Raw genomic sequence first — 12,430 nt, forward strand, 5'->3', positions numbered from 1 at the left:
GACCAAGCGGAACGCCTCCGAAGCGCTACTTGCCCTTCCAGACAGGCGCGCGCTTGTTGAGGAAGGCGTCCATGCCCTCGCGGAAATCCTCGCTCATATAGGCCTTGAGGATCAGGTCCTCGCCTTCCTCGCGCGACAGCGTGCGGCGGATGCGGCGCACCGCTTCCTTGGTGGCCTCTAACGTGAGCGGCGCGTGGCTGGCGACGAGCTTGGCGGTCTCGTCGGCGCGGCGCTGCAGCGACTCGACGTCGGGCACGATCTCGTTGAGCAGGCCGAGCGCGAGGGCTTCCGGCGCCTCGACCAGACGCGCCTTGAAGATCATATCCTTGGTACGGGCAGGACCGACCAGCGCGACGACGCGGCTGATGTTCGACATCGACAGGCAGTTGCCGAGCGTGCGCGCGATCGGAAAGCCCATCCGCGTCGTCTCGGTGCCGATGCGGATATCGCAGCAGGCCGCGATGCCCGCGCCGCCGCCGGTGCAGGCGCCGGCGATCGCCGCGATCACGGGCACGCGGCACTGCTCCAGCGTGCCGAGCACGCGGTCGATCCGCGCCTCGTAATCGAGCGCGTCCTGCGCGGTCTTGAACGCGCGGAACTGGGAAATGTCGGTGCCGGAGGCGAAGGCCTTGTCGCCCGCGCCGGTCAGGATCAGCGCCTTGATCGAACGGTCGGCGTTGATCTCCTGGCAGATCTCCGCCATGCGGTCATACATGGCGAAAGTCATGGCGTTGCGCGCCTGGGGGCGGTTGAAGGTGATCCGCGCGATGCCGTCCGTGACGGAGTAGAGCAGGTCTTCGCTAGTCGTCGTCGGTGCGTTCATCGCGCGCTCACTTTCCAAGTTAGTTCAGGCCACCTGAGCCTTGGTCATCGGCACCACGTCGCGTCCCTTCAGGACGTCCATGGCCGCCAGCACGCCACCGCTCCGGTGCGGGATCTTTGCAAGATCCAGGCCCATCTCGACGCCGGCGAGCGTACCCATCAGCATCAGATCGTTGAAATGGCCGATATGGCCGATGCGGAACACCTTGCCCTTGACCTTGTTCAGGCCGGTGCCGAGTGACATGTCGAAGTTTTCCAGCACCACCTTGCGGAAGGCGTCGGCATCAAAGCCATCAGGCACGCGCACGCCGGTCAGCGCCGGCGAATGCGCGGCAGGATCGATGCACTGCGTCTCCAGGCCCCAGACCTTGGCCGCCGCGCGCGTCGCCGCGCTGTGGCGCTTGTGGCGGGACCAGACGTTCTCCAGCCCCTCCTCTTCCAGCATCTTCACGGCTTCACGCAGGCCGTAGAGCAGATTGGTCGCCGGCGTATAGGGGAAGGTGCCGAGCTTGTTGAAGCTGATGACCTCCTGCCAGTCCCAATAGGAGCGCATGCCCGGATTGGCCTTGGCAACGGCAAGCGCCTTTTCCGACACGGCGTTGAAGCCGAGGCCGGGCGGCAGCATCAGGCCCTTCTGGGAGCCCGCAACCGAGACGTCGATGCCCCAGGCATCGTGCTCATATTCCATCGAGCCGAGACCGGAGATGGTGTCGACCATCAGCAGCGCCGGATGTTTCGTGCGATCGAGGATCTTGCGCACCTCCGCGGGCGGCGTGACGCAGCCGGTCGAGGTCTCGTTGTGGACGACGCAGACCGCCTTGATGCTGTGCTGCTTGTCGGCGGCAAGGCGCGTCTCGATCTCGGCGAGGTCGGCGCCATGGCGCCAGTCGCTCGGGATGAAGTCGACGTCGAGCTTGAACTTGTCGGCGATGCCGCGCCACAGCACGGCGAACTGGCCGGTCTCGCACATCAAAACCTTGTCGCCGGGCGAGAACACATTGACCATCGCCGCTTCCCAGGCGCCGGTGCCGGACGAGGGGAAGATGATCACGGGCTGCTTGGTGCGGAATACGCGCTGCATTGAGGCGAGGACCGCGAAACCGAGCTCGGCGAACTCCGGACCGCGATGGTCCAGAGTCGGCATGTCCATCGCCCGCAGCACGCGGTCGGGCACGTTGGTCGGTCCTGGAATCTGTAAGAAATGCCTTCCAGTATGCACGGTCATAGGCGTCCTTCCCGGTCTAGCCTTGATTTTGATGGCCGCCGAATAGCACCATTTGACCGGCTTGTCCCCTCTCCTAAAGACGTTTCCCATGCCTGAGCGGCGGGCCTCCGCCACCCCTATTCCGCGGCCACCATCTTTCCGGCCGTTCCCCTGCCCTCGACCTCCGCGAACGGGCGCTCCGGGTGCATTAGGAAGGCGGAAAAGCCGCCGAGCAGCAAAAGGCCCATCGACATCAGGAACGGCAGGTACCAGTTGCCGGTCGCGTCGATCACGAAGCCCGCGACCAGCGGGGAGACGATGGCGGCGAAGGCCGAGCCGGTATTCATGATTCCCGACGCGGTACCGGAATATTTCGGGGCAATGTCCATCGGGATCGACCACATCGGGCCGATCACCAGCTCGGCACAGAAGAAGCCCGCCGACAGGCACAGCGCCACCACGGTGATGTCGTGGACGAACAGGATCGGCAGCAGCGAGAGCAGCGCCCCCGTAAATCCCGCAACGGTGACGCTGAGCCGCGCCAGGCGGACATTGCCGGTGCGGTCGAGGATCCTGTCCGAGAGCACGCCGCCGACGCTGTCGCCCACCACGCCGGCAAAGAACACGCCGGAGGCGAACAGCGCCGAGTTCTTGATGTCGAGATTGTAGTTGTTCTTGAAGAACAGTGGCAGCCAATTCAGGTACAGCCACAGGCACCAGCCGTAGCAGAAATAGGTCAGCGTCACCGGCCACATCCGCCCGAGCAGCGCACTCCACGGCACGCGCGGCCGCTCGCCGGTCGGGCGCGGCGGCAGTGCGGCGAGCTCGGCCTCGGTGATGGAGGCGTGCTCCTTCGGCTCGTTGCGGAAGTACCAGACCCAGATCACGCCCCAGATCAGGCTGACGAAGCCGAGCACGACGAAGGCGCCGCGCCAGGTCAGCCACAGGATCAACAGCGCCACCACCGGCGGCGTCACGGCATTGCCGAGCCGGGCGAAGGAATGGGTCAGGCCCTGCGCAAAACCGCGGCGGTTGGCGGGCGTCCAGTATTGCATCGCGCGCGTTGCGGTCGGGAACGTCGCGCCCTCGCCAAAACCGAGCGCAAACCGCGCGACGAAGAGCGCAGCGAGACCGTTGACGAAGCCGGTCATGATGGTGGCGACCGCCCAGATCATGCCGCACCAGAACAGCGTCTTGCGCGGCCCGAAATGATCGCCGACCCAGCCTCCGATGACCTGGAACAAGAGATAAGGATAGGCGAAGGCGGAGAACACGAGGCCGAGCTGCGTGTTGGACAGGCCCAGCTCCTTCTGGATCTCGCTCGCGGCCGTGCCGATGTTCACCCGGTCGACATAGGTGATGAAATACATCGCGCAGAGCATCGCCAGCACGACATGCGTGGCCTTGAACCGAACCCCCATCTCACCCCTCCCGTATCGCTGTTGTTATGATTGCTGCCCGCCTGTCCCGCGCGACTTAAGTGCCGACCACTTTCAGATGCGGCGAGGCGTTGCCTTGCGGACGCTGCTCCAGCAGCTTCATCGCGACGTTGACGCCGCCGGAGCGATGCGGCACGCCGGCCACCGACAGGCCCATCTCGACGCCGGTGAGCGCGCCGAGCAGCGTCAGCGCATTGCATTCGCCGAGATGGCCGATGCGGAAGACTTTTCCGGCGACCTTCGACAGGCCCGAGCCGAGCGACATGTTGTAATTGTCGAGGACGACTTTCCGGAACTGATCGGCATCATGCCCCGGCGGCATCAGCACGGCCGTCAGCACCGGCGAGAACTCTGAAGGCTCCTGGCAGAGCACTTCGAGGCCCCAATGATTGACGGCGGCGCGGGTTGCCGCAGCAAGCCGCTGGTGCCTTGCGAACACGTTGGGAAGTCCCTCCTCGAGCAGCATCGCGATCGCCTCGCGCAAGCCGTAGAGCAGGTTGGTCGCCGGCGTGTAGGGGAAGAAGCCCTTCGTATTGGGCTTGAGCATCTCCTCCCAGTCGAAATAGGAGCGCGGCATCTTGTTGCTCTTGGACGCCGCCAGCGCCTTCTCCGAGATCGCGTTGAAGCCGAGGCCGGGCGGCAGCATGAAACCCTTCTGCGAGCAGCTGACGCTGACGTCGACCTTCCACTCGTCGTGACGATAGTCGACCGAGCCGAGCGAGGAGATGGTGTCGACCATCAGCAGCGCGGGATGCGACGCGCGGTCGATCGCGGCGCGGATCTCGGCGATGCGGCTGGTCGCGCCGGTCGAGGTCTCGTTATGCACGACCATGACGGCCTTGATCGTGCGCGCCTTGTCCTCGGTGAGCTTCGCCTCGATCACCGCCGGATCGGCGCCGCGGCGCCAGTCGCCGGGCACGAAGTCGACCTCGATGCCAAAGCGGCCGGCCATCTGCCGCCACAGCGTCGCGAAATGGCCGGTCTCGACCATCAGCACCTTGTCGCCCGGCGACAGCGTGTTGACGATCGCGGCCTCCCAGGCGCCCGTCCCCGACGAGGGGAAGATCACCACCGGACCCTTGGTCTGGAAAATCTTCTGGCTGCCTTCGAGCACGGTGCGGCCGAGTTCGCCGAACTCCGCGCTGCGGTGGTCGATCACGGGCATGTCCATGGCGCGCAGGACGCGCTCGGGGACCGGGCTCGGGCCCGGAATCTGAAGGAAATGGCGTCCCTGATGCATGAAAACCTCCCTGTCGGCGGATCCTGGCCGGCTCTGCTGGCTATTTTGCATTCATTTTTTGTCCTTTCAATCGAAATTTGGTATTCGATTGTGGACGTCGACGCGATCCAACGGGCAAACTACTGTGCTGCAAATGAAATCCACGATTCCCGACACCGGGGTTCCGATCACCCCGCCCGCCGGCAATGGCGGCGACCGCCAGGAGGCCTCGCTTCATGGTGAGATCCTGCTGCGGCTGCGCGACTACGTGGTCGAAGGCAACATTCCGGAAGGAGCCCGCGTTCCTGAGCGGCAGCTCTGCGAGATGCTCGGCATCTCCCGCACGCCGCTGCGCGAGGCCCTGAAAGTGCTCGCCGCCGAGGGCCTGATCGAGCTACTGCCCAACCGCGGCGCTCGCGTGCGCCAGCTCAGCCAGCGCGACCTTGAGGAGCTCTTCGACGTGATGGCGGGGCTGGAAAGCCTGGCCGGACGCCTGGCCTGCGAGGCCATTACAGATGCGGAAATCACCGCGATCGAGCAGCTGCAATACGAGATGTACGGCCACTACCTGCACCGCGACATGCACGGCTATTTCCAGACCAACCAGCGCATTCACGAGAGCATCGTCACAGCCGCACGCAACGAGACGCTGAAGACCGCCTACGCCAATTTTGCCGGCCGCATTCGCCGCGTCCGTTACTCCGCCAATTTCGCCCGCAAGCGGCAGCGCTGGGCGGAGGCGATGCGCGAGCATGAGGCCATCCTCGATGCGCTGCGCCGCCGTGCCGGCAGCGAGCTCAGCGACATCCTGTTCCAGCACCTGCGCAATAAGCGGACGGCCGCGATCGAGCATCTGACCGAGCCACAAGAGGACGCGCCGGCCTCGGCCTGAGGGCGGCTGGCTTGCTCATTTTGCATTCATAATATAATTCATCGGGAACCATAATGAATAACTCAGCAAGGCTGAGCCTCGCTGAGGCAGTCCGGGATCAGGGATGACAAACGCCTCCACGCTCGAACGGCGCCTGCGGTCGGAATTGACCGGCGACGTCCTGTTCGACCCCTTCAGCCGCGGCCGCTACGCCACCGACGCCTCGTTTTACCAGATCATGCCGGCTGGCGTGGCGGTCCCGAAGACCATGGACGAGGCGCTTCGGGCCTTGGCGATCGCCCGCGACGAGGGGCTGAAGGTCACCCCGCGCGGCGGCGGCACCTCGCAATGCGGCCAGACCGTCAATGACGGGCTGGTGGTGGATCTCTCCAAGCATCTCAACCGCATCCTGTCGCTCGACGTCGAGGGCCGGACCTGCGTGGTCGAGCCCGGCATCGTGCTCGACGATCTCAACCGCCAGCTCAAAAAGCACGGCCTGTGGTTTCCGGTCGACGTCTCCACGGCGTCCCGCGCCACCATCGGCGGCATGGCCGGCAACAATTCCTGCGGCGGCCGCTCGCTTCGCTACGGCACCATGCGCGACAACACGCTCTCGATGGAGGCATCGCTCGCCGACGGCACGCTGAGCCGGTTTGGCGAGGTGTCGCGCGACCTCTCCGACGTCGAGGCCAGCGACAGCACCCGCGCCCTGTTCCGCGACATGCTCGATCTCGGCACCCGCGAGGCCGACGAGATCGCCGCGCGCTTTCCAAAAGTGCAGCGCCGCGTCGGCGGCTACAATCTCGATGCGCTGGTACCGCGCAACGCGCCGAACAACATGGCGCATCTGCTGGTCGGCTCCGAGGGCACCCTCGCCTTCACCACCAAGGTCGAGCTGAAGCTCTGGCCCGTCATCCGCAACAAAGCGCTCGGCGTCTGCCATTTCGGCAGCTTCTACGAGGCGATGGACGCGGCCCAGCACCTGGTCAAGCTCAAGCCGATCGCGGTCGAGCTGGTCGACCGCACCATGATCGCGCTCGGCCGCGACATCGCGATGTTCCGGCCGATCATCTCCGCCGCGATCAAGGGCGATCCGGACGCCGTGCTGGTGGTCGAGTTCGCCGAAGAAGATCAAGCCGACAATCTCGTGCGCCTCAGGCAGCTCACCGAGCTGATGAGCGATCTCGGCTTTGGCTGGAATAACGACACGCGCAAATGGGGCGGCGTGGTCGAGATAACCGAGCCGGCGCTCCAGAGCGGCATCGCCGATTTCCGCGCCGCCGGCCTCAACGTCATGATGTCGATGAAGCAGGAGGGCAAGCCGGTCTCCTTCGTCGAGGACTGCGCCGTGCCGCTGCCGCATCTGGCCGATTACACCGCGCGGCTGAACGAGGTGTTTGCCAAGCACGGCACCAGCGGCACGATGTACGCGCATGCCTCCGAGGGCTGCCTGCATGTGCGCCCGGTGCTGAATCTCAAGCTGGAGAAAGACGTCAAGGCGATGCGGGCCATCGCCGAGGAGGCCTTTGCGCTGGTGCGCGAATACAAGGGGTCGCATTCCGGCGAGCATGGCGATGGCCTGGTGCGCTCCGAATTCCACAAGACCATGTTCGGCGAGCGTCTGGTCGCCGATTTCAGGGAGGTCAAGCAGCGCTTCGATCCCGATGGCACGCTCAATCCCGGCAAGATCGTCGACGCGCCGAAGATGGACGACCGCTCGCTGTTCCGCTTCAAGCCGGACTATCGCGTTGGCGAGCTGAAGACGAAGCTCGACTGGTCGGCTTATCCCGGCGCCGGCGGCGGGTTCCAGGGCGCCGTCGAGATGTGCAACAACAACGGCGCCTGCCGCAAGCTCGAGGGCGGCGTGATGTGTCCGTCCTATCGCGCGACGCGCAACGAGAAGGATGTCACGCGAGGCCGTGCGAACACCTTGCGCCTCGCGATCTCCGGCCAGCTCGGCCCGGATGCTTTGTCGTCGGACGAAATGATGGAGACGCTGAAACTCTGCGTCTCCTGCAAGGCCTGCCGCCACGAATGCCCGACCGGCGTCGACATGGCCAAGATGAAGATCGAGGTGCTGGCCGCGCGCGCAGCCACTCACGGCCTGACCCTGCGCGACCGCCTGGTCGGCTACCTCCCGCGCTACGCTGGGCTGGCTGCGCGCTTCGCGCCGCTCGCGAATTTGCGCAACAGCAGCCCGTTGTTGCGAAAACTGTTCGAGCGCTTTGCCGGCGTCAGCGCGCGCCGGGCGCTGCCCGCCTTCCGCAGCGACGTGTTCGTGCCGCCGGCCGAAAGCGTCGGGCCGGAGGGCGGCCGCGAGGTCGTGCTGTTCACTGATACCTTCAACCGCATCTATGAGCGCGAGAATCTCGACGCAGCGCTACGCGTGCTCGCGGCCGGCGGCTATCGCGTGCACCTACCGAAGCCTGTGAGCGGCAGCCGGCCTCTGTGCTGCGGCCGAACCTTCCTGTCGGCTGGTCTCGTCGACGAAGCTAAGGCCGAGCTGGATCGGCTAGTCTCCGCCTTCGCGCCCTTCGCCGCGCGCGGCGTGCCGATCGTCGGCCTCGAGCCGAGCTGCCTCCTGACGCTGCGCGACGAGCTTTCCTCGCTGCGCAAGGACAACGACGCCAACGCCGTCGGCGCCCATGCGCTGACCTTCGAGGAATTTCTGGTAAGCGAGGCCGAAGCCGGACGATTGCAACTGCCGCTCGGCAACGTCGCTGAGAAGGCCATGGTGCACGGCCATTGCCATCAAAAATCCTTCGGCGCCTTCAAGCCGGTCGAGCAGGTGCTGCGCCTCGTCCCCGGCCTCAAGGTCGAGACCATCGAGTCGAGCTGCTGCGGCATGGCCGGCGCCTTCGGCTATGGCGCAGACACCTACGATGCCTCGATCGAGATGGCCGAGCTGTCGCTGCTGCCCGCCGTGCGGCGCGCGGACGAGGCTACGCTGGTCGTCGCCGACGGCACCTCCTGCCGCCATCAGATCCACGACGGCACGCAGCGCGAGGCGCTTCACGTCGCGCGCGTGCTGGCCATGAGCCTCGATCGCGCCAAGACCAATTCCACTTCAACCGCTGCAAAGGAACCCAGCCATGGCTGACCTCACGCTCGACACCGCCCGCAAGATCCTCGACGCCGCTTTCGCGAAGGCTGGCGAGCTGAAGCTGAAGCCGCTGGTCGTCACCATCCTCGACGCTCGCGGCGTGCTCAAGATCGCCGCGGCGCAAGACGGCACCAGCCTGATGCGCGCCGAGATCGCCCACGGCAAGGCCTATGGCGCCCTCGCGATGGGCATGGGTTCACGCGCCCTGTACCAGCGCGCGCAGGAGCAGGCCTATTTCATCGATGCCGTGAACACCATCGCCAAGGGCGCGCTGGTGCCGGTCCCCGGCGGCGTGCTGATCATGGACGGCACGACCCTGCTCGGTGCCGTCGGCGTCTCCGGCGACACCTCCGACAATGACGAGGCCTGCGCCGTTGCGGGCATCCAGGCGGCGGGCCTGAAGGCCAACGCGGGGTAAGATGTTGTAGGGTGGGTTAGCGCTGCGGGCGCGCAAAGCGCGGCCGGCAGGGCGTAACCCACCGCTTCTGCCTCGGCGGACACAGACAGTGGTGGGTTACGCCGAGCAGATGCGCTGTGCGCATCTGCGGGGCTAACCCACCCTACGAACTTCCCCTCTACCTTCCCGTCCAGACCGGCTTGCGCTTCTCGCTGAAAGCCTTCAGCCCTTCCTTGGCATCCTCGGTCATCGCCAGCAGCGCGATCTGGCTTTCGGTGTAGGCGATGCTCTCGTCGAACGACATCGCGGCGATGGCGCGCATGGCGTATTTGCCGCGGCGGATCGCGGTGGGGGATTTGTCGACGATACGGCCGATCAGCCAATCGACCTTGGTGTCGAGCTCGGCGGTGGGCACGACGTAGTTGAGGAGGCCTGCAGCTTGCGCAGCCTTCGCATCGAACGGCTCGCCCGTCAGCGCCCATTCGTTGACGAGCCGCAGCGGCGCGATCCTCTGCAGCAGGCTCAGCACCTGCATCGGGAACACACCGACCTTCACCTCGGGCAGGCCGAAGATGACGTGATCGGCGGCAACCGCCATGTCGGTCATGCAGAGCAGGCCCATGCCGCCGGCCATGCAGACGCCGCCCACCCGCGCAATCGCCGGCTTGGTCGCGTTCTGCGACAGGCGCAGCAGATCGGCATAGTCGACGTTGGGTTTGGAATGATCCATCGCGAACGCCGCGCCGGAATTCTGCAGGTCCGCGCCCGCGCAGAACGCCTTGTCGCCCGCACCCGTCAGCACGATGACGCGGACGTCCTTGTCCTCATGCGCATCGCGATAGCCCTTGGTGATGCCGGCGATCACGTCGCCGTTCAGCGCGTTGCGCTTCTCCGGCCGGTTGATGGTGATCCAGAACGCCTGCCCGCGCTTTTCGGTGATGACGGCTGTGGTGTCGGTCATGGCACGCTCGCTTCCTTGCTCCCGTTTGCCGCCATTTGCGGCAGCTCGGGCGAGAGGTGCAAGCGCAAACTGCGGCGCGGCGCCGCTTTAGCGCCTCGACACAAATTGCGTGGCGATCGCCGGGCGCACTCAGGCGACCGCTTTCCTGATCCAGACCTTGTTGTCGTGGAATGCGGCCCCACCGATCGGCGCGATCGTGTCCGCGCCCGTCAGCATGTTGATGCCGCGGCCGCCGATGTGGTTCTTGTTGGGGTGAACGGACTCCGCGATCAAGACGCCGCGTCGCACGCCCTCGAACAGCGTTGCGACCAGCGTGGTCTCGCCGCGGCTGTTGCCGAGCGTCACGGCGTCACCGTCGGCGATATCGAGGGGCGCGGCATCCAGCGGATGGATCATCACGCTCGCTTTGCCCTCGCGCGCCTGCGAGGACGGCGTCTCGTTGAAGGTGGTGTTGAGGAAGCTCCGCGAGGGACTGGTGGCGAGCCGGAACGGATGGGCCTGGTCGGCATGCTCAATCACGGCCCAATGGTCCGGCAACCCCGGCATCTTGTCGAAATCGCCCATCGTCACGCCGAACGGCGGGTGCGCCCAATCCGCCCTGAAGTGGAATTTCTTGTCGGCATGGGCAAAGCCGTCGAGGAAATGCGAGGTGCGGAAGTCCGGCTGCAGGTCGCGCCAGAGATCCGCTTCGAGGCCGCCGATATCGCCGTGGTTGCTCAGCTTCAGCGTCGCGTCGATCAGTTCGCGCGGCGTCATCTCGAAGCCCTGATGTTTCGCGCCAAGCCGCGGCGCCAGCGCCTGCAACACCTCATGATTGGAGCGGCATTCGCCGGGCGGGTCGATCAGCTTCGGCCCGACCGAGATGTGCTGGTGCCCGCCGCCGTAATAGAGATCGTCGTGCTCCATGAACATGGTCGCCGGCAGCACGATATCGGCCATCAGTGCCGTCTCGGTCATGAACTGCTCGTGCACCGCCACGAACAGATCCTCGCGCGCAAAGCCCTGCCGGACCAGCGCCTGCTCCGGCGCCACCGTCATCGGATTGGTGTTCTGGATCAGCATCGCCTTGACCGGCCCCTTGCCGAGCTGGGCCTCGGCATCGCCGGTGAGGATGCGGCCGATCTTGGACTGGTCGAGCGCGCGGACGCTATGGTCGACCGCGTCATGGGCTTCGATGATGGATTCGTTGAAGTGCCACAGCGCGTAATTGTTGAAGAATGCGCCGCCGCCTTCATACTGCCAGGCGCCGGTCACCGCCGGAATGCAATTCGCCGCATGCATCTGCACGGCGCCGTTGCGGCTGCGCGTAAAACCGTAGCCATAGCGAAAGAACGTCCGCTTGGTCTCGCCGACTGCCTTGGCAAAGGCCTCGATCTCCACCACCGGCACGCCGCAGATGGACGAAGCCCATTCCGGTGTGCGGGTCTTCAGGTGTGCCTCGAGCTCGGCGGGGCAATCCGTGTACTTGTCCATGTAGGCGCGGTCGGCATAGCCGTCGCGGAACAGGACATGCATGACGCCGCAGGCAAACGCGCCGTCAGTGCCCGGCCGCAGGATGATCTTGATGTCAGCCTGCTTCATGGTCTCGTTGTCGTAGATGTCGACCGCAGCGATCTTCGCGCCGCGCTCCTTGCGGGCACGCGAGGCATGCGTCATCACGTTGACCTGGGTGTTGACGGGATTGGTGCCCCAGATCACGACGAGGTCGGACAGCGCCATCTCGCGCGGATCGACGCCCGCGATCTTGCCGATGCCGATCGCAAAGCCGATGCGCCCGACATTGGCGCAGATGGTCTGATAGAAGCGCGAATACTTTTTCACATGCGTCAGACGGTTGAGCCCGTCGCGCATCACGAGGCCCATCGTCCCGGCATAGTAATAGGGCCAGATCGATTCCGCGCCGAACTCGCGCTCCGCCTGGTTGAAGCGCTCCGCGATCTCGTCCAGCGCCTCGTCCCACGAGATCCGCGCGAACTGACCGGAGCCCTTCGGCCCAATGCGGCGCATCGGGAAGGTCACCCGCTCAGGGTGATGGATGCGCTCGGCGTAGCGGGCGACCTTGGCGCAGACGACGCCGGCCGTGTAGGTCTGTTTTTTCGAACCGCGGACGCGGCCGATGCTGCGACCCTCGACCACCTCGACATCGAGGGCACAGGCCGAGGGACAATCGTGCGGGCAGGTCGAATGACGGATTTCGATCTTGGCGTGCTGGTTCATGTCTCAGTTCGTAACACCAAAATACCAGCCAGCCGAGCGCATTTTACCGGCAATGCCCATGCGATTTGCTCAATCCGCGTGTGCAGCCGGTTCCTGCCGCAAACGCGAAATGGCCCGCAGCCACACCGAAAACCGCCCGATATTCCCTGACACGATCGACTTTCTGAGGCGTCGACAGTCCGCATTGCCTGCCGCTA

The 12,430-nt window shown here is 65.4% G+C and carries 9 protein-coding genes; 3 read left to right on the forward strand and 6 right to left on the reverse strand.

Annotated elements, in window-relative coordinates; genetic code table 11:
• Positions 1 to 25 precede the first annotated feature (25 nt).
• The 4 genes from XH79_RS37135 to XH79_RS37150 form a co-directional block, all read right to left on the reverse strand.
• Positions 26 to 823 (reverse strand): enoyl-CoA hydratase/isomerase family protein, encoded by a 798-nt coding sequence (locus XH79_RS37135; RefSeq protein ID WP_271584902.1) that lies wholly within the window; start codon positions 821 to 823, stop codon positions 26 to 28.
• 24 nt (positions 824 to 847) lie between these two features.
• Positions 848 to 2,047: a pyridoxal-phosphate-dependent aminotransferase family protein gene (locus tag XH79_RS37140; protein WP_271584903.1), complete on the reverse strand. Its 1,200-nt coding sequence runs from the start codon at positions 2,045 to 2,047 to the stop codon at positions 848 to 850.
• Between the two features lie 116 nt (positions 2,048 to 2,163).
• A complete protein-coding gene (locus XH79_RS37145) occupies positions 2,164 to 3,447 on the reverse strand; it encodes an MFS transporter (RefSeq protein ID WP_271584904.1) in 1,284 nt (427 codons plus the stop codon).
• Positions 3,448 to 3,502: 55 nt separating this feature from the next.
• Complete coding sequence (locus XH79_RS37150) at positions 3,503 to 4,705, reverse strand: pyridoxal-phosphate-dependent aminotransferase family protein (RefSeq protein ID WP_442870011.1); 1,203 nt, start codon at positions 4,703 to 4,705, stop codon at positions 3,503 to 3,505.
• Positions 4,706 to 4,838: 133 nt separating this feature from the next.
• Between XH79_RS37150 and XH79_RS37155 the strand changes: the two genes are divergently transcribed.
• The 3 genes from XH79_RS37155 to XH79_RS37165 all read left to right on the forward strand — a co-directional run bounded on the left by XH79_RS37155 (position 4,839) and on the right by XH79_RS37165 (position 9,076).
• On the forward strand, positions 4,839 to 5,576 hold the full coding sequence (locus XH79_RS37155; protein ID WP_271585180.1) for a GntR family transcriptional regulator: 738 nt from the start codon (positions 4,839 to 4,841) through the stop codon (positions 5,574 to 5,576).
• A 103-nt stretch (positions 5,577 to 5,679) separates the two neighbouring features.
• Positions 5,680 to 8,655, forward strand: a complete 2,976-nt coding sequence (locus XH79_RS37160; RefSeq protein WP_271584906.1) for an FAD-binding and (Fe-S)-binding domain-containing protein — start codon at positions 5,680 to 5,682, stop codon at positions 8,653 to 8,655.
• A complete protein-coding gene (locus XH79_RS37165; protein WP_271584907.1) occupies positions 8,648 to 9,076 on the forward strand; it encodes a GlcG/HbpS family heme-binding protein in 429 nt (142 codons plus the stop codon). Before XH79_RS37160 ends, XH79_RS37165 begins: the two co-directional genes overlap by 8 nt.
• A gap of 157 nt (positions 9,077 to 9,233) precedes the next feature.
• Here XH79_RS37165 and XH79_RS37170 read toward each other — a convergent pair whose 3' ends face one another.
• Positions 9,234 to 10,016 carry an enoyl-CoA hydratase/isomerase family protein gene (locus XH79_RS37170; protein WP_271584908.1) on the reverse strand — a complete coding sequence of 261 codons (783 nt, stop codon included), beginning with the start codon at positions 10,014 to 10,016 and terminating at the stop codon, positions 9,234 to 9,236.
• Between the two features lie 129 nt (positions 10,017 to 10,145).
• A complete protein-coding gene (locus tag XH79_RS37175) occupies positions 10,146 to 12,233 on the reverse strand; it encodes a molybdopterin-dependent oxidoreductase (protein WP_271584909.1) in 2,088 nt (695 codons plus the stop codon).
• Positions 12,234 to 12,430 lie beyond the last annotated feature (197 nt).

It is taken from the genome of Bradyrhizobium sp. CCBAU 45389 (assembly GCF_028128625.1).
GTDB classification, from domain to species: domain Bacteria; phylum Pseudomonadota; class Alphaproteobacteria; order Rhizobiales; family Xanthobacteraceae; genus Bradyrhizobium; species Bradyrhizobium liaoningense_B.

Coding starts and splice junctions, on each gene's coding strand:
- XH79_RS37135 (WP_271584902.1), bottom strand. CDS start 823: ATGAACGCACCGACGACGACTAGCGAAGACCTGCTCTACTCCGTCACG.
- XH79_RS37140 (WP_271584903.1), bottom strand. CDS start 2,047: ATGACCGTGCATACTGGAAGGCATTTCTTACAGATTCCAGGACCGACC.
- XH79_RS37145 (WP_271584904.1), bottom strand. CDS start 3,447: ATGGGGGTTCGGTTCAAGGCCACGCATGTCGTGCTGGCGATGCTCTGC.
- XH79_RS37150 (WP_442870011.1), bottom strand. CDS start 4,705: ATGCATCAGGGACGCCATTTCCTTCAGATTCCGGGCCCGAGCCCGGTC.
- XH79_RS37155 (WP_271585180.1), top strand. CDS start 4,839: ATGAAATCCACGATTCCCGACACCGGGGTTCCGATCACCCCGCCCGCC.
- XH79_RS37160 (WP_271584906.1), top strand. CDS start 5,680: ATGACAAACGCCTCCACGCTCGAACGGCGCCTGCGGTCGGAATTGACC.
- XH79_RS37165 (WP_271584907.1), top strand. CDS start 8,648: ATGGCTGACCTCACGCTCGACACCGCCCGCAAGATCCTCGACGCCGCT.
- XH79_RS37170 (WP_271584908.1), bottom strand. CDS start 10,016: ATGACCGACACCACAGCCGTCATCACCGAAAAGCGCGGGCAGGCGTTC.
- XH79_RS37175 (WP_271584909.1), bottom strand. CDS start 12,233: ATGAACCAGCACGCCAAGATCGAAATCCGTCATTCGACCTGCCCGCAC.